Source organism: Paenirhizobium cremeum, from assembly GCF_047553425.1.
In the GTDB taxonomy this organism is placed as follows: Bacteria; Pseudomonadota; Alphaproteobacteria; order Rhizobiales; family Rhizobiaceae; genus Allorhizobium; species Allorhizobium cremeum.
The window spans coordinates 1236749-1260055 of record NZ_CP180217.1 but is presented as its reverse complement, the minus strand read 5'-3'; the positions used below and the strand labels follow the sequence as shown (position 1 = coordinate 1260055).

Sequence of the window (23307 nt, the reverse complement as noted above, 5' to 3'; positions counted from 1 at the left end):
GGAGGGAGAGAGGATGACGGCAGGAAACACGCAGGAGGCGATGCGCTTCGGCGAAGAGGCACGGCCCGAACGCCCGCTCTGGCAGTCGATCAGGCGCGGCCTTCTCAACACATGCCCGGCCTGCGGTAGCGGCAAGTTGTTCCGCGCCTATCTGAAACCAGTCGATACCTGCGCGGCCTGCGGCGAGGAGATATTCCACCATCGCGCCGACGACCTGCCGCCCTATCTCGTCATCATCGTGCTCGGCCACGTTCTGCTCGGCGGTTTCATGATGACCGATCTCGTCTTTCCTGCATCCGACTGGGTGCACTTGGCGATCTGGGTGCCGATTGCCATCATCACGTCGCTTCTGACGATCCAGCCGATCAAAGGCGGAGTCATCGGCCTGCAATGGGCGCTGCGAATGCATGGGTTCGGAGACGATGCCGGCGAGCCGGGAGAATTTGGCCAGAAGACCGGTTCATGACATCGCATCCCTTCGAGGCACAGGACAAGGCTTCGGCCTCTAATGCGAGGCTGCGTCCGAGGGATGCCGCCTCGCTGATCCTCATCGACCGGGCCGGCAGCCGCCCCCGGGTTCTCGTCGGCAGGCGCGGCAGCAAACACGCCTTCATGCCGGACCTCTACGTCTTTCCCGGCGGCCGGCGCGACCGACAGGATCGCAACCTGCCCTTCCTGCGCGACCTGCAGCCTGCAGTCCTGACAAGGCTTGCGGGGGGAGCCTCCGATCCCCGGCTTGCCGATCGATGCCGCGCGCTGGCGCTGGCGGCGCTGCGGGAACTCGACGAAGAGACCGGGCTCGTCATCGGGCGCATCGATGAAGGCGGCAACAGGCATGGCCGTTTCAGCGCCGACCTCGGCACCCTTCGTTATGTGGCGCGCGCCATCACGCCGCCCGGCAATATCCGGCGGTTCGATACCCGCTTTTTCCTGACGTTCTGCGACGAAGCCGAGGTGGACCCTAGCGCAATCCGCGATTCCGCCGAGCTGCATGACCTGCAATGGCTTGACATGCACGATGTTTCCGGTCTGAACATGCCAGCCATCACCAGGACGATCCTGGAAGATGTCAAACTGCAGATGAAAGACGATCCGTCTTTACCTTTTGGAAGCGACGGACCGTTCTACTTCTCCCGGCGTGGGCGATTCTTCCACGATACGATTTAAGGGCCACCTCATGACAAAGCCGTCCAACGGCGACAACTGCCATCGCGAAGAGATCCACTGGCCCTCTCTTATCGCTGCTGTTGTCTCCATTTCCTCGGTCGGCATCGCCATCGGTCTCGGACTGCCGCTGCTTTCGATCATTCTCGAAAAGCGCGGGATTTCGTCCACGATGATCGGGCTCAATTCCGCCATGGCGGGCATCGCGGCCATGGCCGCCGCACCGGTGACCATGAAGCTTGCCCACAGCTATGGCGTCGCCAAGACCATGCTCTGGGCGGTTCTCATCTCGGCGCTGAGCGGCCTCGGCTTCTATTACGCCGAACAGTTCTGGATGTGGTTTCCGTTGCGGCTTGCCTTTCATGGCGCAACTACCACGCTCTTCATCCTCTCCGAATTCTGGATTAATGCCGCGGCACCTCCACGACGGCGAGGCCTCGTGCTCGGCATCTATGCCACGGTCCTCTCTGTCGGCTTCGCCACCGGTCCCCTGCTCTTCTCGCTGATCGGCAGCGAGGGCGTGCTGCCGTTCATGGTGGCCGCCGTCGCGATCCTGGCTGCGGCGGTTCCGATCTTCATCGCGCGCGGGGAAAGCCCTGCCCTTGACGCAAAGCCGGAGCGGCATTTTTTCCGCTACATTTTCCTCGTACCCACTGCGACGGCAGCCGTCTTCGTCTTTGGCGCGGTGGAAGCCGGCGGCCTTTCACTGTTTCCCATCTACGCAACGCGGTCCGGCTTCACCGAGTCGCAAGCCGCGCTACTGCTAACGGTGATGGGTATCGGCAACATGGTCTTCCAGATCCCGCTCGGCATGCTGTCCGACCATATGAAGGATCGCCGCGTCCTGCTCGGCGTCATGGCCGCAGTCGGTCTTGCCGGTTCGCTGGCGCTTCCCTGGCTGTCACAGAGCTGGCTGCTGATGGCCGTCGTCCTGTTCTTCTGGGGCGGCAGCGTCTCGGGTCTCTACACGGTCGGCCTCAGCCACCTGGGTTCGCGACTCACCGGCTCCGACCTCGCGGCCGCCAATGCGGCTTTCGTCTTCTGCTATGCGGTTGGAACGGTTGCGGGGCCTCAAGCCATCGGCGTTGCCATCGATATTTCGGGCAGTCACGGATTCGCCTGGTCGATTGCAGGCTTCTTCGCTCTCTATGTACTTGTTTCTCTGGGCAGATTGTTTTTTAAACCCAAACGGACTTGACTTTTCGGGCGCGATTTGTAGTTTCGCGCCAGATTTGCCGTGGACCTCGGTCGTCCACGGCTTCGTTTATTAAAGGCAGGACGACCATGGCCAAGGCTACAACCATCAAGATCAAGCTGCTGTCGACGGCCGACACGGGCTTCTTTTACGTCACCACGAAGAACAGCCGTACGATGACGGAAAAAATGACGAAGACGAAGTACGACCCGGTCGCGAAGAAGCACGTCGAATTCAAGGAAACCAAGATCAAGTAAGACTTGATCCGACAGGTTTCAGCGGAACGGGCGCGTTGTCTGACAACGCGCTTTTTTCGTTTCAGGACCGGGACATGAACTGGGCCTGCCCGGCACGCGAGATTTGCCCCGGAATAAATCCGGCCCAACAAAAAAGGCACCGCGCCTCATCGGCTGCGGTGCCTTTCGTATTGGGGGCCGGTCAACATGCAAAAACGGCACGAGGAACCGTTTTGATATTGCATGTCAACCGACCGACCCCACGACCCAGGAGATGCGGCGGACCTGAGCATCATGGGGTATCGCTTGCCTCTTCAGAGGCGTTTTCCTTGTTAAGGACAACTTCCTCCAAATCGGACGAAAAATCAACATTTTCTTAACTCTTTTAAATTGGAGTTACCGCTATGGTTAAAATCATCACTAACGGCACTATTCTTATTAAGGCGAATACATAGGTATATTCCCGATCACATCGATATTCAGCCAAAATACTTTCGGGCAAATCTGAGAAAAAACGCATTGTCGTGCCACGACGACACAGTTTCGAAGCGCCATACAGATACATGGCACCGATTTCCCAGCACAAATAAATGCCGGAGAAACTCCGAAATGCATAAAAAATCGTGAGAAAGACTTACGAGAAAGCTGAAATTTAAAAACAACCAGTAAGCGAGCTTATCGAGTCGGCATCGGATACTGTACCGGCGTCATTTTCCTTGCGATGACCAAGGCTGGAAATCGCGCGACACATTGCTTTTCAAGATAGTGGTTCAAGGAAAACGCGGACGCAATCCCCCAATACGGGAGGTTGACAGCCCTCGACGGATCGAAACCGCTTAAATTGGAGTGCGAGGCTGGTTCTCAGGCGGCTGCCGACGTTACGACGCGATTGCGGCCGCCAGCCTTGGCCTGATAGAGCGCGCGGTCGGCCTGCTTCAGCAGTTGTTCGGGCGTCTCGATCCCCTGCCCCAGCGAGGCGATGCCCATGGATGCCGTAACGTCGAGGCTTCCTTCAGCCGACTTCAGGGCGAAGGACCTGGATTCGATGATGCCGCGCAAACGCTCGGCGATCATCGCGGCAATATCCGGCGGCGTGTCTGGCATGACCACCACGAACTCTTCTCCGCCGTAACGACAGGCGAGATCGGCACCGCGGACGGTTGAACGGATGCGGGAGGCAAACTCCTTCAACACCTCGTCCCCCGCATCGTGGCCATAACCGTCATTGACCTGCTTGAAGCGGTCGATATCGGTCATGCAGATGGAAAGCGGACGGCCACGCGCCTTGGCCCGTGCAAAAAGCATCTTGAGGTGATTGTCGAGATAACGACGGTTGTGAAGGCCCGTCAGCCCGTCGGTGACGGCAAGCTCGATCGTCTGCTTGACGCTGTTTCGCAGCCTGTCATTGAAACGCTTCCGGCGGATCTGCGTCAGGCAGCGCGCGACAAGTTCGTTCGGGTCCAGGGGGCGCATGATATAGTCGTTGATGCCCAGATCGAGCGCCCGGATAACCGTAGGTTCGTCGCCATGCTCGGTAATCAGCAACAGCGGAATGAAGCGGGTGCGCTCCAGGGACCGCAGTTGCGAGCAAAGGCGCAACGGATCGTAGTCCTCCAGATTGCCGTTGACGATCACCAGATCGAAGGAATTCTCCGCCGCTTCGAAGACCGCAGCCTGGGGATCGGACATCGCGCTGACGACCGCGATCGGCTTCAGGGTCTTGATGATGCGTTCCTGGGAGGCGGCGCGGCTGTCGACCAGCAGGATCTGCGCCTGTTCTTCCAGCCGGCCGTCACTCAAGCGGACGGGGTCGAACATGCCGATGTCGTGCGCGGTTTCCGCACGCATCCTGAGTTCGTCGCTGAGCGTCTTCAGCCGCACCAGGCTCTTGACGCGGGAGATGAGTTGCAGGTCGTTGACGGGTTTCGTCAGGAAATCGTCAGCGCCCGCCTTCAGGCCGCGCACACGATCGGAGGGCTGGTCGAGCGCAGTTACCATGACGACCGGAATATGCGCGGTTCGGGGGCTGGCCTTCAACCGTTCACAGACTTCGAAGCCGTCCATTTCCGGCATCATGATATCGAGAAGAATGACGTCGACCTGAGTGCGCTCGCAGATATCGAGGGCGTCGCGTCCATTGTCGGCGGTCAGCACGTCGAAATATTCGGCAAGAAGCCGCGCCTCCAACAATTTCACGTTGGCGGGGATGTCATCGACGACAAGAATTCTCGCAGTCATCCTTCACCATCCCCTCAAGCGTCACCGAGATAGGTCTTGATCGTCTCAATGAACTTCGGCACCGAGATGGGCTTCGAGACATAGGCCTCGCAACCGCCCTGACGAATGCGCTCCTCGTCACCTTTCATGGCAAAGGCCGTGACCGCAATGACCGGGATCACATGCAGTTCCGGGTCCTCTTTCAGCCATTTCGTGACCTCAAGCCCCGAAACCTCCGGAAGCTGGATGTCCATCAGGATCAGGTCGGGCCGGTGCTTGCGGGCGAGATCGAGCGCTTCCATGCCGTTGCGGGTCTGGATCGTCTCGTAACCGGAGGCCTCGATAAGATCGCGGAAGAGCTTCATGTTCAGCTCGTTGTCTTCGACAATCATTACCTTCTTGGGCATAAACCAGTCCTTCGATCCCTTCCAGCGCCCCGCCGGCGGTCAATTCCCGATAGCAGTCTGCACTTTCCGTATCCCGACATGCTAAGGTGATTTGGTTGAGAAATAGGTAACTCGCCGGGGCAATACGGAAAGCAACGATGAAAAACAGTAATATAGGCGTTCCCGCCGAAGAAACGGCAGTCTCGGTGCTGACATGGCTCGCGGGCGAACCGGACATGCTCGGGCGTTTCCTTGCGCTGTCCGGAACGCGGCCCGATCAGTTGCGCCAGTCGATCAAGGACCCGGCCTTCCTTGCCGGCATGCTGGATTTCCTGATGACGCATGAACCGACGCTGCTCGCCTTCTGCGAAGCGACGGGAACGGCACCGGAGGACGTGGTCCGCGCCTCGCAGCACTATACCGGCCCAACCCTCGGCTCGGGAGAATACTGAATGGCACCGGATCTCGACGGCATAGCGCTCACCGACCGCCCGCTCGTCGTCTGCGACGTGGACGACGTCGTGCTTGAGTTCGTCACCCCCTTCCAGACCTTTCTCGAGAGCCGTGGGCATCGCCTCATCCCCCGCTCCTTCCGGCTGCATGGCAACATTGTCAGCGCCGCTGATGACACCGTTCTCGAGAACGATGTGGTAACCGCCCTGATCGAGGCCTTCTTTGCCGACCAGGAAGCGTGGCAAACGCCGTTTGCCGAAGCCGTCGGGGCGCTCGGCCGGATCAGCCGGCAGGCCGATCTCGTGTTTCTCACCGCCATGCCGCCGAAACACGCCGCCGCCCGCAGACGGCTGCTCGACCGATTTGACCTTCGCTATCCCATGATTGCGGCAGATGAAGCCAAGGGCCCCCTGGTCGAACGCCTTCACAAAAGACGAACCCTCCCCCTCGCCTTCATCGACGACATGGTGTCCAATCTGCATTCTGTCGGCGAGCATGTGCCTGAATGCCTTCTCGTCCATCTTCCCCCTCCGGTCGAGATCCACAAATTCGCCCCCGCCGCCGGCGAGCATGTCCGCAAGGCGCGCGACTGGGCGGAAGCAGGCAGCCTCGTCGCCGCTCACATCGCCGGCTGATCCGGGTCGGCAAGCACGAGCCGCATCAGCGGACGTCCGGCCTTACGCAGGGCCACCTCCCGAAAGCCTGCGGCTGCGAAGATATTGGCCGGCCCGACAAACAGACTGACCGATTTCGACTGCTTGGCCCGCTGCATGGGACAGGCCTCCAAAAGACGGGCGCCGCTCTTCCTGGCGAAGTCGACGGCAGCGCCGAGCAAGGCATGGCTCAGACCCTGCCCCCTCCTCTTGCTGGTCATCATGAAGCAGCTAACGGCCCATACCCGGGGATCTTTCGCATCCGCCTCCTCCAGCGGGCGGGACACGGTTCTCGGTGAATTCCAGTTCGGTACATCCGCCCTCGGCCCGACCTGCACCCATCCGAAGGGTTCTCCATCGATGTAGCCGATGATACCGGGAGGCGGCTCCCGTCCAACCCGAGCGCGAATGAAAGCCTTCTTCTCATCGGCCGAGGCCTTCTGACGCTCGGGCGCGGGCATCCGGAAATATGTGCACCAGCAGCCATAGCATGCCCCCTGGGGTCCCATCACCTTTTCGAAATCCGGCCAGAAATCCGGTGTCAAAGCTCGGGCGAAGAAATCCCGCTGCATAGACCGCTCTCCTCACTTGTCAGGATGGAGGCTAGCGCCTAATCTTTCGATGTTCAACCTTTGTTCTCGCAATGATGACCGACAATGCAGATTTTCCGGGCTTCTGTCGCGACTGCCTGCGCGGGCAGCCGGAAGGATTGAGGCGTTGCAAAGCCTGCGGCAGTCCGCGGCTTCTCTACCACCGGGAACTCTATCGGCTGACACTTGCCCATATCGACTGCGATGCGTTTTATGCGTCGGTGGAAAAGCGCGACAATCCAGAGCTTGCGGACAAGCCCGTCATCGTCGGCGGCGGCAAGCGCGGCGTCGTTTCCACCTGCTGCTACATTGCGCGTATCCATGGCGTCCGCTCGGCCATGCCGATGTTCAAGGCACTGGAAGCCTGCCCGCAGGCGGTGGTCATCAAGCCGGACATGGAGAAGTATGTCCGTGTGGGGCGACAGATCCGCTCAATGATGGAGGAGCTGACGCCGCTCGTCCAGCCGCTCTCGATTGATGAGGCCTTCCTTGAACTCAAGGGTACGGAGCGGCTGCATCACGATCCGCCGGCGCGCGTGCTCGCCCGTTTCGCCCGCAAGGTCGAGCGGGAAATCGGCATCACCGTTTCCATCGGCCTTTCCTATTGCAAGTTCCTGGCCAAGGTCGCTTCCGACCTGCAGAAACCGCGTGGCTTCTCGGTGATCGGCCAGGAAGAGGCGCTCTCCTTCCTAGCCCCGAGACCCGTCACCACGATCTGGGGCGTCGGAAAAGCCTTTGCCGCGACGCTGGAGAAGGACGGCATCCGCACCATCGGCCAGTTGCAGGAGATGGACGAAACCGATCTGATGCGCCGCTACGGCACCATCGGCCAAAGGCTTTCCCGCCTCTCGCGCGGCATCGACGACCGTGAGGTCCATCTCAACGAGCCAGCCAAGAGCGTTTCGGCCGAGACGACGTTCTTCGAAGATATCTGGCGCCACGACGATCTTGTCGTTCACCTGCGCTCCTTGTCCGAGAAGGTCGCCTGGCGACTGAAGAAAAGCGGGATTGCCGGCCAGACCGTTGTGTTGAAACTCAAGACAGCGGATTTCAAAGGCCGGACGCGCAACCGGCGGCTGGACGATCCGACACAGCTTGCCGACAGAATTTTCCGGACCGGCCTCTCACTGCTCGAAAAGGAAACGGATGGCACGCGCTACCGCCTGATCGGCATCGGCGTGACGGACCTTACCGATGCCGCGACCGCCGACCCGCCCGACCTGATCGACGCACAGGCCGGCCGACGCGCCAAGGCGGAAGCCGCCATGGACAAGCTTCGCGACAAGTTCGGAAAAGGCACGGTGCAGACAGGCTACACCTTCGACCGCGGCAACAAGTAATGCCAGCTCTGCCTGCCGGCAACGGCATGGGGCTTGCCGCACAGCCTTGACGCACATCGGCACCGGCTCGGGAAAACGCTTCCATTTCGTTGTACGGATGACAAACGGCAAAACTTGAATTTCCTGCACGGGCCGCCGTCGTATATCTTGGCAGCGATCTTCCGCATTTCATCGACAAGCCTGAGTCGGCAACCTGATCCCATGAGCCAGCCACCGCATCGCCACCTGCCAATTCGCATTTTCAGAACCGTCACCGCCCATAGCCGCACCGGGCCGAGCGATCTTCTCCTCGGAGCCTTGCTGGCTTTCGTGGCGGGCGCAACCAATGCCGGCGGTTTTCTCGCGATCGGGCAATATACCTCGCACATGTCCGGGGTTATCTCGGCGGTTGCCGACAATCTGGCGCTCGGCCTTTTCACGCTGGTCGGCGCCGGGCTGATAATGCTTTTCAGCTTCACGGCGGGTGCCGGCGGTTCGGCGATCCTCATCAACTGGGGGCGGAGGAATGCCCGGCGCAAGCAATATGCCTATCCGATTGCATTCGAGGCCGTCCTGCTTTTGAATTTCGGGGCCATCGGCCCGGTGATCGGCCATATTCCGCAGGCCGGGATATGGGTGACGGCCCTGCTTTGCTTCATCATGGGCCTGCAGAACGCCACGATCACAAAAATTTCGGGCGCCCGCATCCGCACCACGCATATGACCGGCATGGTAACCGACATCGGGATCGAACTCGGCAAGCTCACCTACCGTCTTTTCGGCCGGCAATCGGCGCTGCCGCGCGTTCAGCCCGATATGCGCAAGCTCAGGATCCTGCTGCGCGTGGTCGCGATGTTCTTCCTCGGAGGCCTCGTCGGCGCCCTGGGCTTCAAGCATCTCGGCTACGGCTTCTCCATGCCGCTTGCCGCGCTTCTTCTTGTTCTCGCAAGCCCCCAGCTCCTGTCGCCGGCCGCCCGGCATAGAAAAACCGCACCAAATTAAGCATTGCAGTAGAACGGCTCAGCTCATTCGCCCGAACAATGCGTTTCGACGGGAAGATCGAGTTGTCGCGAGCCGATCTTGCAGACCCCCGGGCAGGATGAGCGCGCCAGCGGCGTGCCGGAACACAAGGTTGTGATGGCCGCGACCCCTTCAAACTTTCCTTAAACTTCGGCAATTATTTTAGCCGGAACTGTATTGCGTATGGGATCGTTTCGTATGTTCAAGTCCCTTGCCGTTTCCATCGGCCTTCTTTGTGCGACCGCGCTCACCTCTCCGGCCCTGGCGGGAAATGGCGGCACCCTGCAGATCTTCGTTTCCAAGAGCGATCAGTCGCTCGTCGTCTATGACGGCGGACAGGTCGTGGCGACGTCGAGGGTCTCGACCGGGAAGCAAGGGCATACGACCCCATCCGGCATCTTCTCGATCCTCGAGAAGCGCAAATATCACGAATCCAACCTCTATTCGAACGCGCCGATGCCGTGGATGCAGCGCATCACCTGGTCCGGCGTGGCGCTGCATGAATCGAACAGCGTGCCGAATTATCCCGCATCCCATGGCTGCGTGCGCCTGCCTGCCGCCTTCGCCAAGGCGCTGTTCTCCATGACCGAGCGGGGCGCGCATGTCATCATCACCGACGAACCCGTGCAACCCGTGAGCATCAGCCACCGAACGCTGTTTTCACCGCGCATACCCGCCCCGGACGGCATGCTTCTGTCGGATGCAGAGCTGCGGCCGACCACCATCGACGCCTCGCTAAAACCCGTGCAGGTGGCGATGGCTGACGTTCTGCCAAAAGCCGGCGCGTCCGCCAAGGTCGTACTGGAAGAGCAATCCTCGCCGCTGCGGATACTCATCACGCGCCGCGGCATGCGCGAAACGGTTCTCGACGCCCAGACGCTTCTGCGCGAACTCGGTTTCGATGCAGGCCTGCCGGACGGCCATATCGGCGAACTGACGATCTCGGCGGTCAATGGCTTCAAGCGCTGGAAAGGACTTTCGACGAGGGGCGAACTCATCACGCCGGAATTCGTCGAGGCGCTCTACAAAAGCGCCGGCCGCGGCGAGCCGCCCAGGGGCCAGATCATGGTGCGGCGGGATTTCAAGCCCGTCTTCGAGGCTCCCATCGGTATCAGCGATCCCGAAATCGCGCTCGGTACGCATTTCATCGAGGCGACCGACGTCAACCGGCTCTCGGGCAAGGCGGAATGGCATGCGGTCACGCTCGAAAACGATCTGCCGCCGAAAATGATGAAGCGTCTCGGCATCACGGCTCCCGCCGGCGATACCGCCATCCACGATGCGGCGAGCGCCCTCGATCGCATCCAGATTCCCGACGACATCCGTCGGCGCATCGAGGAAATGCTGAGCGAAGGCAGTTCGATCACCATTTCCGACAACGGTATCAGCCCGGAAACCGGCCCAGGAACCGATTTCATCACGATCACCCATCTCGCCCGAAAAGGTTGAGGTAGCGACCCGCACGGAAAAGACAGATCGTCGTGAAAGTCGGAAAGGACTCGGAGGCCGGCTGACCGTGCCCGTCGGGACCCTTGCGTGTCCGTATGGGCCCCCGGCTATCGGTCAGACCAGTTCGACATCCACCACGCCGGGGGCGGCCCGCATGGCCGCCGCGATCTCCGGGGATATCCGGTATTTCTCGTTCAGTTCAACCTCGATCTCCCGCTTGCCGTCCTCCTTGATGACAATAAAGGAGACGAGGCCGTCGCCGCGCGTGTTGAGATGCGCCGCTACCGTCTTCAGTGGTCCGCTGTCGCGCACATAGACACGCAGCGTCTTCTGCATCTGCACGGATTTTTCCTCGAGCGACTGCGCCGTCTGGATGCGCAGACCGATACCCTCTGGGCGTTCGTCGGCCTGGACCGTGATGACCAGCGATTTGCCCGCCTCGAGAAGATCCCGGTACTGATTCAACCCCTCGGAGAAAAGCACGGCTTCGTACTGACCGGAAGAATCCGACAGCGTGACAATGCCCATCTTGTTACCGGTGCGGGTCTTGCGCTCCTGGCGGGAGATGACAGTCCCCGCCAGCCGTCCCGCCGTCGCGCCCTGACGCACGGACTGGGAGAAATCGGCGAAGGTCTGCACGCGCATCTTCTCGAGCAGCGACCGATAGGAATCGAGCGGGTGGGCCGTCAGATAGAAACCCAGGACCTGGAATTCGCGCAGCAACTTTTCCGAGGGCAGCCAGGCATTGTAGGCCGGAAACGAGATGCGCTCCGGTCCGCTCGCGCCACCTGAACCGAACATGTCGGACTGGCCGCTGACAGCATTCTCCTGGGCGCGCTGGGCATAACCGAGGATGCGGTCGAGACCGTTGACCAGTTGGGCGCGGTCATGACCGAAACAATCGAAGGCGCCTGCCGATATCAGGCTTTCGAAGACGCGCCGGTTGATTTGCTTCGGATCGATGCGCAGGCAGAAATCCTCGATGGAAGCAAAGGGCTTGTCGCCCCTGACCTCGACGATGTGCTCCGCGGCGGAATCACCGACCCCCTTGATGGCGGCCAGGGCGTAATAGATCCGGTTCTCGCCGACCTCGAAACGACGGTAGGACGTCTGCACCGATGGCGGGATGACGGCAATGCCGAGCCGGCCTGCATCCTGCCTGAAGTCGTTCAGCTTCTCGCTGTTGGCCATATCGTAAGTCATGGTCGCGGCGAGGAATTCCACCGGATAATGCGCCTTGAGATAGGCCGTCTGGTAGGAAACGATGGCGTAGGCGGCGGCATGCGACTTGTTGAAACCGTAGTTCGCAAACTTCGCGAGCAGGTCGAAGATGACATCCGCCTGGTTCTTCGACACGCCGTTCTCGACGGCGCCGTCGACGAAGCGGGCGCGCTGCTTGTCCATCTCCTCCTTAATCTTCTTGCCCATGGCGCGGCGCAGAAGGTCGGCTTCGCCGAGCGAATAGCCCGACAGCACCTGGGCGATCTGCATGACCTGTTCCTGGTAGACGATAACGCCCTGCGTTTCCTTGAGCAGGTAATCGATCTTCGGATGGACGGACTCGATCTCCTCCTCGCCGTGCTTGCGGGCGTTATAGACCGGGATGTTCTCCATCGGTCCCGGACGGTAGAGCGCCACGAGCGCGATGATGTCCTCGATGCAGTCGGGGCGCATGCCGATCAGCGCCTTGCGCATGCCGGCACTTTCCACCTGGAACACGCCGACCGTCTCGCCGCGCGACAGCATCTCGTAGGTCTTCTTGTCATCGAGCGGGATCGCCGAGAGATCGACCTCGATGCCGCGGCGGCGGACGAAATCGACGGCCGTTTTCAGAACCGTCAGCGTCTTCAGGCCGAGGAAGTCGAACTTGACCAGGCCCGCCTGTTCGACCCACTTCATGTTGAACTGGGTGACCGGCATGTCGGAACGCGGATCGCGATACATCGGCACGAGTTTCGACAGCGGCCGGTCGCCGATCACGATGCCGGCTGCATGGGTCGAAGCGTGGCGATAAAGACCCTCGATCTTCTGCGCGATGTCGAGGAGGCGGGCAACGACCGGTTCCTCGGCGGCAGCCTCCTGCAGCTTCGGCTCCTCCTCGATCGCCTTGGAAAGCGGCGTCGGGTTCGCCGGATTGTTGGGCACGAGCTTGCAGATCTTGTCGACCTGACCGTAGGGCATTTCGAGCACGCGGCCGACGTCGCGAAGCGCGGCGCGCGCCTGCAACGAACCGAAGGTAATGATCTGCGCCACCTGCTCGCGCCCGTATTTCCGCTGCACGTAGCGGATCACTTCTTCGCGGCGGTCCTGGCAGAAATCGATATCGAAGTCCGGCATCGAGACGCGTTCGGGATTGAGGAAGCGCTCGAACAGCAGCGAAAAGCGCAGCGGATCGACGTCGGTAATGGTCAGCGCATAGGCAACGAGCGACCCCGCGCCCGAACCACGGCCGGGGCCGACCGGAATGTCATGCTGCTTCGCCCATTTGATGAAGTCCGAAACGATCAGGAAGTAACCCGGAAACTTCATGCGCTCGATGATCGAGAGCTCGAACTCAAGCCGTTCGCGATAATCCTTTTCCTCGAAGCCGGCGGCCATGCCGAGCGCGGACAGGCGGTGTTCGAGGCCTTCGACCGCCTGGCGCCGCAACTCCTCGGCCTCTGCCCTTTCGGCCTCCTCCGCATCGGAGCCGACACCGGCGAAGCGCGGCAGGATGGGCTTGCGCGTATCGAGGATGAACGAGCATCGCCGGGCAATCTCGATCGTATTGTCGAGCGCCTCCGGCAGATCGGCGAACAGTTCGCACATCTCCTTGCGGCTCTTGAGGTAGTGATCCGGCGTCAGGCGGAAACGGCTATCGTCCGACACGATCGCGTTATGGGCAACCGCCATCAGGGCGTCGTGCGCCTCGTAATCGGCCCGGGTCGGAAAGAAGGCCTCGTTCGTTGCCACGAGCGGAAGATCGTGCGCGTAGGCAAGCGACACCATGCGACGCTCGTGACCGCGATCATAGTCGCCATGGCGCTGCAATTCGACATAAAGCCGGTCGCCGAACAGCCGCTTCAGAGTCGAAAGCCGCGCTTCCGCCAATGGCCGATGCCCATCCTTCAAGGCCATATCCACCGGCCCCTTGGCGGCGCCCGTCAGGGCTATCAGGCCGCCGGTCCCAAGCTCGTCCAGCCAGGAGACCGATATATGTACCGCCTGGCTTGAATCCCCGCCGAGATAGGCGCGACTCACAAGATCGACGAGACGTTCCGCGCCTTCGGAGTCGGCCGCAAGCAACACGATGGCCGGATAGCCTGCGCCATGACCGACGCGCTTTTCGCCGTCGGCATCCTCCATGTCGATCGACAACTGGCAGCCGATGATCGGCTGAATGCCGTCCCCGACCGCTTTTTGCGAAAATTCGAGCGCAACGAAGAGATTGTTGGTGTCCGTGATCGCGATGGCGGGCTGGTCATCCGAGACGGCCTTGCCCAGGATCTTCTTGAGCGGCAGAGCGCCTTCGAGCAGGGAATAGGCCGAATGCACCCTCAGGTGGACGAAGCCAGGACCGCCTTTTACGACGCCCGTACCTGCTTCCGCGGCGGCCATATCACCCATCTCTGTCCGATCCTCAACTTACCAAGACTCGGTCCGATTTTCGACCGACCGAGCCGTGAAGTCCAGACCGGTTCGGCGAAGCCTCGGCGATCTCTACAGAAATGGTGCGATGGTCAAAGCGCCATCAGAAACACCGACATGCTGGCGACGAACATAGTAATGGAGGCGAATGCGGCGACATCACGAAGAATTTCAGTCATGGCTCTCTCCTACTCTTTATGTTTTTATTTTGTTCCACATATGTTCACATGTCAACCAAAAAAAAGCTGACGGCCGAATGCAACAGGAACAGAGTTCCGGAAGACGGCCGACGTCATGACGGTCGCTCAGCGACGTAAAGGAAGAGATCTGCGGCCACGCGGGGCCGTGACCGATCGATCAGGCCGGGTCCATGTAAAAAGAGAGAGAGCGAGCCGGCGGCGGGGCCTGCGTCAGGCGCTGTAATCCGCGACCTTTCCGTCGATCAGGGTCACGCAGCGGTCCATCCGAGCCGCCAGTTCATGATTGTGCGTGGCGATCAGGGCGGCGAGCCCCGACTGGCGCACCAGCGCCTCCAGCGCTGAGAAGACGTAGGATGCCGTCTCCGGATCGAGATTGCCGGTGGGCTCGTCGGCCAGCAGGACCAACGGTGCGTTGGCCACCGCGCGGGCAATCGCCACGCGCTGCTGCTCGCCGCCGGATAATTCGGCCGGCCGGTGATCGGCCCTGTGACCGATACGCATGTAATCGAGGAGCTGCGACGCGCGTTCGCGCGCCTCCTGCTTCGAAAGTCCCGCGATCAGTTGCGGCATCATGATATTCTCCAGGGCGGAGAATTCCGGCAGGAGGTGATGGAACTGGTAGACGAAGCCGACCGAATTGCGGCGGATCGCCGTGCGGCGGTCATCGGAGAGCCCCTGGCAGGCAACGCCGCCGATGGTGACCTCGCCCGCATCAGGATGTTCGAGCAGACCCGCCACATGCAGGAGCGTAGACTTGCCGGTTCCAGACGGCGCCACCAGGGCCACGGTCTCGCCGCTACGAAGATTGAAATCCGCCCCTTTCAGGATGCCGAGCAGGGTGTCCCCCTGGCCGTAATGGCGGTCGATGCCGGAAAGCGAAAGAACAGTCTTGGAGGCCATCGGACGTTTCCTTATTCGTAGCGGAGGGCCTGGACCGGATCGAGGCGCGAGGCGCGCCAGGCCGGGAAGATCGTCGCCAGGAAGGAAAGGCTGAGCGCCATGACGACGACGGAAACCGTCTCGCCGACATTCATGTCGGCCGGCAGCTGGCTGAGGAAATAGAGCTCCGGATCGAAGAGGACCGTGCCGGAGACCCAGGAAAAGAACTGCCTGATGGATTCGATATTGAGACAGACGAGCACACCGAGCAGCACGCCGGCAAAAGTACCCGCCGTACCGATGGCGGCTCCCGTCATGAAGAAAATCCGCATCACCGCACTGGACGTCGCCCCCATGGTGCGCAGGATGGCGATGTCGCTGGACTTGTCCTTCACCAGCATGATGAGGCCCGAGATGATGTTGAGCGCGGCGACGAGCACGATCAGCGTCAGGATCATGAACATCACATTGCGCTCCACCTGCAGGGCGGAGAAGAAGGTCTGGTTGCGCTGGCGCCAGTCGGTGATGAAAATCTGGCGACCGGCGGCCTCCTCGATCTTCGGGCGCAGTTCGTCGATGGCATCCGGATCGGACACGAACAGCTCGATCGACTGAACGATGCCTTCGGCATTGAAATAAAGCTGGGATTCCTCGAGCGGCATGTAGATGATCGAGGAGTCGTATTCCGACATGCCGATCTCGAAGACGCCGGAAATCGGATAGGACTTGACCCGTGGGTTGACCCCGAGCGGGGTGACATCGCCTTCCGGGGAGACGAGCGTGATCGTGTCGCCTGCCCCGACGCCGAGTTCCGAGGCCATGCGCGAGCCGATCAGGACGCCCTGCCCGGCAGCGAAACCAACCAGATCGCCCTGGCGGATATTGCCGGAAACCTCGGAAAGCTTGGTCAGGTCGTCCGGCCGGATGCCGCGCACGAGCGCGCCAGTTCCGGCGCCCGCGCGGCCGGAGGCGAGCGTCTGTCCCTCGACCAGCGGCAGAGCCATGGTCACGCCCGGAATGGCGGAAAATTTCTGGGCGAGATCGGCATAATTCTCGAGTGGGCCATCCACAGGCTGCACGATCATGTGACCGTTGATGCCGAGGATGCGGGAGATCAGCTCTGTCCGAAAACCGTTCATCACCGCCATGACGATGATGAGCGTCGCGACGCCGAGCATGATGCCGACAAAAGAGAAGCCGGCGATCACCGAAATGAAGGCCTCCTTCCGGCGGGCGCGCAGGTAGCGCCAGGCAACCATTCGCTCGAAGGCGGAGAACGGCCGGCCGACAGATCCCTGCTCGGCCGCTTCCGTCGCGTTGCCGGCGACTGCACTCTTCATTTGGTCTCCTCGCCCCGGCCGTCAGCCGACCAGTTTGTTGATGGCCGCCTCGACCGTCATCGTCTCGCGCGCACCGGTCTTGCGATCCTTGAGCTCGATTTCGCCATTGGCGACCGAGCGCGGGCCGGCGATCACCTGGGTCGGCACACCGATCAAGTCGGCTGTGGCGAACTTCGTGCCCGCGCGGTCGTCCGTGTCGTCATAGAGCACATCCTTGCCGGCATTGGAAAGCGCCTGGTAGAGCCGCTCGCAGGCCGCGTCGCACTGTTCGTCACCGGCTTTCATGTTGATAACCACCGCGTCGAACGGAGCGACCGAGGCCGGCCAGATGATTCCGTTCTCGTCATGCGATGCTTCGATGATGGCGGGAACAAGGCGGGTCGGGCCGATGCCATAGGATCCCATGTGGACAGTGTGTTCCTTGCCGTCGGGACCCTGCACCTTGGCGCCCATCGGCTCGGAATATTTTGTGCCGAAGTAGAAGATGTGGCCGACCTCGATACCGCGCGCAGAGAGGCGATCGGTCTCGGGAATGGCATTGAATGCGGCCTCGTCGTGCATTTCCGACGTCGCGGCATACACCGAGGTCCACTGGTCGAAGATCTTCTTCAGACCGGCGACATCGTCGAAATCGGTGTCTTCCGAGGGAATGTCGAAATTGACGAAATTCTTGTGGCAGAAGACTTCCGATTCGCCGGTATCGGCGAGAATGATGAATTCGTGGCTGTGATTGCCGCCGATCGGGCCGGTATCGGCGCGCATCGGGATCGCCCGCAGACCGAGCCTTGAGAAGGTGCGGAGATAGGCGGCGAACATCTTGTTGTAGGAATGAACCGCTTCGTCCATCGTCAGGTCGAAGGAATAGGCATCCTTCATCATGAATTCGCGCGAACGCATGGTGCCGAAACGCGGGCGGATCTCGTCGCGGAACTTCAGCTGGATATGATAGAGGTTGAGCGGCAGATCCTTGTAGGACTTGACGTAGGACCGGAAGATGTCGGTCACCATTTCCTCGTTGGTCGGACCGTAGAGCATGGGGCGCTCCTGCCGGTCCTTGATGCGCAGCATTTCCTTGCCATAGTCGTCGTAACGACCGCTTTCCTGCCAGAGTTCGGCAGATTGCAGCGTCGGCATCAGGATCTCGATGGCGCCGGCCCTGTTCTGTTCCTCGCGGATAATGCCGTTGACCTTGTCGAGCACGCGCTTGCCGAGCGGAAGCCAGGAATAGATGCCCTGGGACTGCTGGCGGATCATGCCGGCACGCAGCATGAGACGGTGGGAGACGATTTCGGCTTCCTTCGGATTTTCCTTCAGGATCGGCAAGAAGTAGCGCGACAGACGCATAACAGGGTTCCAGACGTTGGTTTTCCCGCCAGATCGGCGGAATCAGCGATTACGAGGGTGCTTCCCGAAGCGTACATAGCGGTTTCCTTTCGCGAAGAAAACCCGCATCCGGCAAGGCGTCCACCGGTGTCGGGGAGCCTCGCCCGAACACATTTGCGGCACTGTGGAGACGATGGCGAAGCACGCGTTTTATGTCGAAGCTGCGACATTTACGCGGTTGGGGATTTTTTTTGGTAACTGTAGCAAATTTGCAAAAAATGTGGTGACAAGGCGCACTTCTTGGGCTAGTTTAGCTCACAAAAGAGGCAAGGAGCTTAAATTCTTGTCTATTTCGCGGTCAAGTCTTGGGAGGATCAGATCTTAGGCGCGCTTGTTCGCTGCCCCTTAATTGGTGAAGGATCACGCGAAAATTAGAACAAGGTCTTCGGACCTTGTTTTTTTTTGCCTTTGCGCGACATCGCGGCTCGACTGCGCCGGATGCCGGGCCTCAATCGGGTCAATCGAATTTGGGTACGATGTTCGGTAGGCTGTCGATGCCGATCCCGAACCAGGTCGATGCGGCATACCAGCCACCAAAGATCAGGCCCGACACGAGCGTCGTCCAGAAGACGACCCTGCCGCCCCGGAAGCGCGCCGGCGCGCTTTCGACGCTGCCGGGAACCACCTCTTCGACCTCGGCCTGTGTCTTCATGCCGATCGGCAGGATGGCAAAGAGCGTAATCCACCAGATGACGAAGTAGACGGCGAAGGCCGAAACGAATTGCATCGATATGATTCCCGTTTTCAGCCGGGGCGCATCATGTCCGCCGGCAACAGGCAAGATATAAGCCAGCTCCGGCCGGCGGGCAAACGGAACGGCTGACTTCAGACCTGTTCAAGCTCGATCAGGGTGCCGTGGAAGTCCTTGGGATGCAGGAACAGAACCGGCTTGCCGTGAGCGCCGGTCTTCGGTTCGCCACTGCCCAGAACGCGGGCGCCGCCGCTTGCCAGCTTGTCCCGGGCCGCCAGGATGTCCTCGACCTCGTAGCAGATGTGATGCATGCCGCCGGCCGGGTTCTTGGCGAGGAAGGCTGCAATCGGGGAGTCCGCGCCCAGAGGCTCCAGCAATTCGATCTTGGTATTCGGCAGTTCGACGAAGACAACCGTCACGCCGTGTTCCGGCAGGGACTGCGGTTCCGAGACCCTGGCGCCGAGCGTGTCCCTGTAGGATGCGGTCGCGGCTCCGAGATCCGGTACGGCGATGGCGACGTGGTTTACTCGTCCGAGCATGGCAATCTCCTGAAAGTGAGCGGCGCGAACCTATACCAGCGCGCGGCCGCCCGTCACTCAGACTTTGGTCACGAATACGGTGACAACAGGCTTCTTGCCCCAGGCCTCGTTGGCGGCGGCGCGGACAGCGCGGCGGACCGCTTCGCGCAGGGTTTCGAGGTCCTTGCGGCGCGCCCTCGGAATACTTTCGACGGCACCGAGAACGGCATCATAAAGCGTGTCCTCCATGGCCTCGCCCTCGTCGTCGTATTCCGGCAAGCCGAAAGGAACGACGTCGGGATCGCCCATGAACTCGTAACGGCTGTCGAGCAGCACGTTGACCGCCACATGGCCGACATAGGAGAGCTTTCGCCGGTTGGATATGCCCATCTCATCGAGATCGCCGACCAGCTTTCCATCCTTGTAGACGCGGCCGAAGGGCGCCTGATCGATGACCTCCGCCGGTCCGGGAGCGAGGCGCAGGATATCGCCGTTGCGCACACGCGGCACGGTCTTGATGCCGGACTGAAGGCCGAGTTCCATCTGGGCCATCAGGTGCGCGGCCTCGCCGTGGACGGGCACGAGGATCTGCGGCCTCGTCCATTCATACATCTGCTGGAGTTCGTTGCGACGCGGATGGCCGGATACATGCACAAGCGCCTCGCTGTCGGTGACGATGTGGATGCCCTGCTCCACCAGACCGTTCTTGATCTCGAGAATGGCCTTTTCGTTGCCGGGAATGGTGCGCGAGGAGAAGACGACGGTATCGCCTGCCGTCAGAGCCACATGGCGCATCTCGTCGCGGGCTATCTTGGCCAGCGCGGCGCGGGCCTCGCCCTGGCTGCCGGTCAGGATAATGACGATCTTGTCGCGGGGAATGAAACCGAACTCGTCCTCCGCGATGAAGGGCTTGAGACCCTCCATCAGCCCCAGATCGTCCGCGACCGCGACGACCCGCTTCAAAGAACTGCCGAGCAGCAGCACCTCGCGACCGGCAGCTTCCGCAGCCTGGGCGATGGACCGGATACGGCCGACATTGGATGAAAAGGTGGTGATGGCCACCCGGCCCTCGGCGGTCTCGATGATCTTGCGCAGGCCCTCGGACACTTCCTCTTCCGATGGGGAGACGCCATCGCGCATGGAGTTGGTGCTGTCGCACAGCAGGGCAAGAACCCCCTCGTCGCCGATGGCGCGGAACCGGGCCTCATCCGTTAGCGGACCGAGCGACGGATTGTGATCGATCTTCCAGTCGCCGGTATGGACGACATTGCCGAGCGGGGTTCGGATCACCAGCGACATCGGTTCGGGAATGGAATGGTTGACGCCGATGGCTTCGATGGAGAACGGGCCGACATTGATGACATCGCCCGCCTTGAACGGCGTCACCGGGATTTCGGCGCGCGTGCCTTCGTAGTCGCGCTTGGCCTCCAGCATGCCGGCGGTAAAGCCGGAGGCATAGACCGGGACGTTGAGACCGGGCCAGATGTCGTTCAGGCCACCGTAGTGGTCTTCATGGGCGTGGGTGATGATGATCGCCTTGAGGTTCTTCTTCTCGGCTTCGATATAGCCGACATCGGGCAGGACGAGATCGACACCGGGCAGTTCCGGACCGGGAAAGGTGACGCCGCAATCGACCATGATCCACTGCCGGTTCGACGGCGTGCCGTAGCCGTAGAGCGCCAGGTTCATGCCGATTTCGCCAACACCGCCCAGGGGCAGAAATACCAATTCTTCGTTCTTCGCCATTACTCTTCTAGTTCCATCTCACCCGAAAAAAACATCGCCGGCGGCGATCGCCATGCGCCCCTCTGGGCCACGGTCGAGGATCAACATTCCCTTATCATCGATTCCGGCAAAATGGCCGGAAATCGAACGGTCCGGCAGGTTCACCGTAATTTTTTCACCGATGCCACAAGCGACCTTGCGCCACAATTCGACAATCTCGCCGATCCCCCTGCCCCTGTCCCAGATGGAGAGAACCTCCGCCATTTCCGAGAAGAGATGGGCAAACAGGACTTCTGGCGCGACGGCAGCGCCATGTTCCGCAAGGCAGGTCACCGGATAGGCCGGCGCATCCGGCTTGTTGGCGATATTGATGCCGATGCCGATCACCAACGCCTGCCGGCCATCGGCAAGACGCTCGCCTTCCAGCAGAATGCCGCAGGTCTTCTGCCGGCCAATGAGTATGTCGTTCGGCCACTTGACCTCGAGCGGCAGCGCACCCGCAGGCAGCACATGGCGGATCGCCCCATGCACGGCAAGAGCAACGGCAAGCGGCAGTGAAGGCAGTCGCTCGACCGGCGCCGGATCGATCAGGAGCAGCGACGCATAGAGGTTGCCGGGTTCAGACATCCAGGGACGCCCGCGGCGCCCGCGGCCACCGGTCTGGCTTTCGGCCGTGATCCAGAGAAAACCGAAATCGCCCGCGCGAGCGCGGGCGAGACATTCCGTATTGGTCGACGCGACGGCGCCGAGGGCCTCATGCCGGAAATCGTCGAGCGAGATCCGGCCTCCGTTACCGACCACGCTCAATTAAAGAGCGTCTTGGCTGCCGCTTCCGCGGCCGTGCCGAGCGGACCGCCGAAGAGAACATAGCCGACGACGAACAGACCGGAGAGACCGAAGACGAGGCGAAGCTCGCCGGCGATGCGAGTGAATTCGCCCTTGGCCTCGTCGAACCACATCACCTTCACGACGCGAAGGTAGTAATAGCAACCGACGACCGAAGCGAGCACGCCGATGATGGCAAGCGCATAGAGCTTGGCCTCGATGGCGGCGATGAAGACGAAATACTTTCCGAAGAAGCCCGCAAGCGGCGGGATGCCGGCCAGCGAGAACATGAGCGCGGTCATCACAACGGCCATGAACGGCTTGGTGGTGGAAAGGCCCGCAAGATCTTCGATATTCTCGACATTGCCGCCTTCCTTGCGGCGCATCGCCATGATGCAGGCGAAGGTGCCGAGCGTCATGACAAGGTAGATCATCATGTAGATAACGACACCGCTGACGCCGGTGTCATTGCCGGCAGCAAGGCCAACCAACGCATAACCCATGTGACCGATCGACGAATAGGCCATCAGTCGCTTGATGTTGCGCTGGCCGATGGCGGCGAAGGAGCCGAGCAGCATGGACGCAATCGAGATGAAAACGATGATCTGCTGCCACTGGTCGAAGATCGGCTGGAAGGCATCGATCACGATGCGCACCAGGATCGCCATGGCACCGACCTTGGGCGCCGCGGCGAGGAATGCCGTCACCGGAGTCGGTGCGCCTTCATAGACATCCGGCGTCCACATGTGGAACGGCACGGCGGAAATCTTGAATGCCAGGCCCGCGAGCAGGAACACGAGGCCGAAGATAACGCCGAGCGAAGCGCCACCGCCCGCCAGCACCCCGGCGATTTCCACGAAGCCGATATTGCCGGTGAAGCCGTAGATCAGCGACATGCCGTAGAGCAGCATGCCGGAGGACAGGGCGCCGAGAACGAAATACTTCAGGCCGGCTTCCGTCGAGCGCAGGCTGTCCCGGTTGATGGCGGCGACCACGTAAAGCGCCAGCGACTGCAGTTCGAGCGACAGATAGAGCGAAATCAAGTTGTTGGCCGAGATCATCAGCATGACGCCGAGGGTCGCGAGCACCAGGAGAACCGGGAATTCGAACTTGTCGAGATGATCGAAGCGCGCATGGCCGACAGCCATAATCATCGCAGTAATCGAGCCGATCAGCGCCAGCACCTTCATGAAACGGGCATAGCCGTCTGCGACATAGGCGCCGCCGAAGGCGGAACCTTCTGCCGGCACCAAGACCAGCCAGACACCGGAGATGATGAGCAATGCCACGGCAAGGCCCGTTACCGTCGTCGCCGACTTTTCGCCAGCGAAGACGCCGATCATCAGCAACGCCAGCGCACCAACCGCGAGGATCAGTTCCGGCGTGACCAGATGCAGACTTGCAAGGAGTGTTTCAGCGGTCATGTCCAAGGGATCC

At 61.0% G+C, this 23307-nt stretch carries 21 protein-coding genes; 9 read left to right on the top strand and 12 right to left on the bottom strand.

What is annotated here, in order from left to right:
- Positions 1 to 13 precede the first annotated feature (13 nt).
- The 4 genes from ACLBKR_RS06240 to rpmG all read left to right on the top strand — a co-directional run bounded on the left by ACLBKR_RS06240 (position 14) and on the right by rpmG (position 2616).
- Positions 14 to 466, top strand: a complete 453-nt coding sequence (locus tag ACLBKR_RS06240; protein WP_113338798.1) for a DUF983 domain-containing protein — start codon at positions 14 to 16, stop codon at positions 464 to 466.
- Positions 463 to 1167: an NUDIX hydrolase gene (locus ACLBKR_RS06235; RefSeq protein ID WP_414901016.1), complete on the top strand. Its 705-nt coding sequence runs from the start codon at positions 463 to 465 to the stop codon at positions 1165 to 1167. Before ACLBKR_RS06240 ends, ACLBKR_RS06235 begins: the two co-directional genes overlap by 4 nt.
- A 10-nt stretch (positions 1168 to 1177) precedes the next feature.
- Complete coding sequence (locus ACLBKR_RS06230; protein WP_113338796.1) at positions 1178 to 2362, top strand: MFS transporter; 1185 nt, start codon at positions 1178 to 1180, stop codon at positions 2360 to 2362.
- A gap of 86 nt (positions 2363 to 2448) precedes the next feature.
- Complete coding sequence (gene rpmG / locus ACLBKR_RS06225; protein ID WP_006727600.1) at positions 2449 to 2616, top strand: 50S ribosomal protein L33; 168 nt, start codon at positions 2449 to 2451, stop codon at positions 2614 to 2616.
- Between the two features lie 840 nt (positions 2617 to 3456).
- On the opposite strand, the gene ACLBKR_RS06220 is transcribed toward rpmG, so the two are convergent.
- A complete protein-coding gene (locus ACLBKR_RS06220) occupies positions 3457 to 4833 on the bottom strand; it encodes a PleD family two-component system response regulator (protein WP_112828905.1) in 1377 nt (458 codons plus the stop codon).
- A gap of 14 nt (positions 4834 to 4847) precedes the next feature.
- Positions 4848 to 5219, bottom strand: coding sequence for a response regulator (locus ACLBKR_RS06215; protein ID WP_099057498.1), 372 nt, complete (start codon positions 5217 to 5219; stop codon positions 4848 to 4850).
- A 137-nt stretch (positions 5220 to 5356) separates the two neighbouring features.
- Between ACLBKR_RS06215 and ACLBKR_RS06210 the strand changes: the two genes are divergently transcribed.
- Complete coding sequence (locus tag ACLBKR_RS06210) at positions 5357 to 5650, top strand: DUF3572 domain-containing protein (RefSeq protein WP_414901013.1); 294 nt, start codon at positions 5357 to 5359, stop codon at positions 5648 to 5650.
- Positions 5651 to 6286 (top strand): hypothetical protein, encoded by a 636-nt coding sequence (locus tag ACLBKR_RS06205; protein WP_112828907.1) that lies wholly within the window; start codon positions 5651 to 5653, stop codon positions 6284 to 6286.
- Here ACLBKR_RS06205 and ACLBKR_RS06200 read toward each other — a convergent pair.
- Positions 6271 to 6876, bottom strand: coding sequence for a GNAT family N-acetyltransferase (locus tag ACLBKR_RS06200; RefSeq protein ID WP_113448712.1), 606 nt, complete (start codon positions 6874 to 6876; stop codon positions 6271 to 6273). The two genes, ACLBKR_RS06205 and ACLBKR_RS06200, sit on opposite strands and share 16 nt — an antisense overlap.
- Before the next feature lie 71 nt (positions 6877 to 6947).
- On the opposite strand from ACLBKR_RS06200, the gene ACLBKR_RS06195 reads away from it, so the two are divergent.
- The 3 genes from ACLBKR_RS06195 to ACLBKR_RS06185 all read left to right on the top strand — a co-directional run bounded on the left by ACLBKR_RS06195 (position 6948) and on the right by ACLBKR_RS06185 (position 10682).
- Positions 6948 to 8234, top strand: a complete 1287-nt coding sequence (locus ACLBKR_RS06195; RefSeq protein WP_112828909.1) for a DNA polymerase IV — start codon at positions 6948 to 6950, stop codon at positions 8232 to 8234.
- 33 nt (positions 8235 to 8267) lie between these two features.
- Positions 8268 to 9215 (top strand): YoaK family protein, encoded by a 948-nt coding sequence (locus tag ACLBKR_RS06190; RefSeq protein ID WP_414901010.1) that lies wholly within the window; start codon positions 8268 to 8270, stop codon positions 9213 to 9215.
- A gap of 216 nt (positions 9216 to 9431) precedes the next feature.
- Positions 9432 to 10682 (top strand): L,D-transpeptidase family protein, encoded by a 1251-nt coding sequence (locus ACLBKR_RS06185; protein WP_113444038.1) that lies wholly within the window; start codon positions 9432 to 9434, stop codon positions 10680 to 10682.
- Positions 10683 to 10796: 114 nt separating this feature from the next.
- Here ACLBKR_RS06185 and dnaE read toward each other — a convergent pair whose 3' ends face one another.
- The 9 genes from dnaE to nuoN form a co-directional block, all read right to left on the bottom strand.
- Positions 10797 to 14279 carry a DNA polymerase III subunit alpha gene (dnaE, locus tag ACLBKR_RS06180; protein WP_113444141.1) on the bottom strand — a complete coding sequence of 1161 codons (3483 nt, stop codon included), beginning with the start codon at positions 14277 to 14279 and terminating at the stop codon, positions 10797 to 10799.
- A gap of 440 nt (positions 14280 to 14719) precedes the next feature.
- Positions 14720 to 15409, bottom strand: coding sequence for an ABC transporter ATP-binding protein (locus ACLBKR_RS06175; protein ID WP_113444039.1), 690 nt, complete (start codon positions 15407 to 15409; stop codon positions 14720 to 14722).
- A gap of 11 nt (positions 15410 to 15420) precedes the next feature.
- On the bottom strand, positions 15421 to 16728 hold the full coding sequence (locus tag ACLBKR_RS06170; RefSeq protein WP_113338789.1) for a lipoprotein-releasing ABC transporter permease subunit: 1308 nt from the start codon (positions 16726 to 16728) through the stop codon (positions 15421 to 15423).
- A 21-nt stretch (positions 16729 to 16749) separates the two neighbouring features.
- Positions 16750 to 18072, bottom strand: a complete 1323-nt coding sequence (gene proS / locus ACLBKR_RS06165) for a proline--tRNA ligase (RefSeq protein ID WP_112828914.1) — start codon at positions 18070 to 18072, stop codon at positions 16750 to 16752.
- A gap of 496 nt (positions 18073 to 18568) precedes the next feature.
- On the bottom strand, positions 18569 to 18838 hold the full coding sequence (locus ACLBKR_RS06160) for a DUF1467 family protein (protein WP_112828915.1): 270 nt from the start codon (positions 18836 to 18838) through the stop codon (positions 18569 to 18571).
- A gap of 98 nt (positions 18839 to 18936) precedes the next feature.
- Positions 18937 to 19341 carry a methylmalonyl-CoA epimerase gene (gene mce, locus ACLBKR_RS06155; RefSeq protein WP_112828916.1) on the bottom strand — a complete coding sequence of 135 codons (405 nt, stop codon included), beginning with the start codon at positions 19339 to 19341 and terminating at the stop codon, positions 18937 to 18939.
- 57 nt (positions 19342 to 19398) lie between these two features.
- Positions 19399 to 21066 (bottom strand): ribonuclease J, encoded by a 1668-nt coding sequence (locus tag ACLBKR_RS06150; protein ID WP_113444040.1) that lies wholly within the window; start codon positions 21064 to 21066, stop codon positions 19399 to 19401.
- Positions 21067 to 21084: 18 nt separating this feature from the next.
- Complete coding sequence (locus ACLBKR_RS06145; RefSeq protein ID WP_113444041.1) at positions 21085 to 21846, bottom strand: biotin--[acetyl-CoA-carboxylase] ligase; 762 nt, start codon at positions 21844 to 21846, stop codon at positions 21085 to 21087.
- Between the two features lie 2 nt (positions 21847 to 21848).
- Positions 21849 to 23294: an NADH-quinone oxidoreductase subunit NuoN gene (gene nuoN, locus ACLBKR_RS06140; protein WP_113444042.1), complete on the bottom strand. Its 1446-nt coding sequence runs from the start codon at positions 23292 to 23294 to the stop codon at positions 21849 to 21851.
- Between the last annotated feature and the right edge of the window lie 13 nt (positions 23295 to 23307).

Coding starts and splice junctions, on each gene's coding strand:
- ACLBKR_RS06220 (WP_112828905.1), bottom strand. CDS start 4,833: ATGACTGCGAGAATTCTTGTCGTCGATGACATCCCCGCCAACGTGAAA.
- ACLBKR_RS06215 (WP_099057498.1), bottom strand. CDS start 5,219: ATGCCCAAGAAGGTAATGATTGTCGAAGACAACGAGCTGAACATGAAG.
- ACLBKR_RS06170 (WP_113338789.1), bottom strand. CDS start 16,728: ATGAAGAGTGCAGTCGCCGGCAACGCGACGGAAGCGGCCGAGCAGGGA.
- ACLBKR_RS06150 (WP_113444040.1), bottom strand. CDS start 21,066: ATGGCGAAGAACGAAGAATTGGTATTTCTGCCCCTGGGCGGTGTTGGC.
- ACLBKR_RS06210 (WP_414901013.1), top strand. CDS start 5,357: ATGAAAAACAGTAATATAGGCGTTCCCGCCGAAGAAACGGCAGTCTCG.
- proS (WP_112828914.1), bottom strand. CDS start 18,072: ATGCGTCTGTCGCGCTACTTCTTGCCGATCCTGAAGGAAAATCCGAAG.
- ACLBKR_RS06230 (WP_113338796.1), top strand. CDS start 1,178: ATGACAAAGCCGTCCAACGGCGACAACTGCCATCGCGAAGAGATCCAC.
- ACLBKR_RS06185 (WP_113444038.1), top strand. CDS start 9,432: ATGTTCAAGTCCCTTGCCGTTTCCATCGGCCTTCTTTGTGCGACCGCG.
- ACLBKR_RS06175 (WP_113444039.1), bottom strand. CDS start 15,409: ATGGCCTCCAAGACTGTTCTTTCGCTTTCCGGCATCGACCGCCATTAC.
- ACLBKR_RS06160 (WP_112828915.1), bottom strand. CDS start 18,838: ATGCAATTCGTTTCGGCCTTCGCCGTCTACTTCGTCATCTGGTGGATT.
- nuoN (WP_113444042.1), bottom strand. CDS start 23,294: ATGACCGCTGAAACACTCCTTGCAAGTCTGCATCTGGTCACGCCGGAA.
- mce (WP_112828916.1), bottom strand. CDS start 19,341: ATGCTCGGACGAGTAAACCACGTCGCCATCGCCGTACCGGATCTCGGA.
- ACLBKR_RS06205 (WP_112828907.1), top strand. CDS start 5,651: ATGGCACCGGATCTCGACGGCATAGCGCTCACCGACCGCCCGCTCGTC.
- ACLBKR_RS06200 (WP_113448712.1), bottom strand. CDS start 6,876: ATGCAGCGGGATTTCTTCGCCCGAGCTTTGACACCGGATTTCTGGCCG.
- dnaE (WP_113444141.1), bottom strand. CDS start 14,279: ATGGCCGCCGCGGAAGCAGGTACGGGCGTCGTAAAAGGCGGTCCTGGC.
- ACLBKR_RS06195 (WP_112828909.1), top strand. CDS start 6,948: ATGATGACCGACAATGCAGATTTTCCGGGCTTCTGTCGCGACTGCCTG.
- ACLBKR_RS06240 (WP_113338798.1), top strand. CDS start 14: ATGACGGCAGGAAACACGCAGGAGGCGATGCGCTTCGGCGAAGAGGCA.
- rpmG (WP_006727600.1), top strand. CDS start 2,449: ATGGCCAAGGCTACAACCATCAAGATCAAGCTGCTGTCGACGGCCGAC.
- ACLBKR_RS06235 (WP_414901016.1), top strand. CDS start 463: ATGACATCGCATCCCTTCGAGGCACAGGACAAGGCTTCGGCCTCTAAT.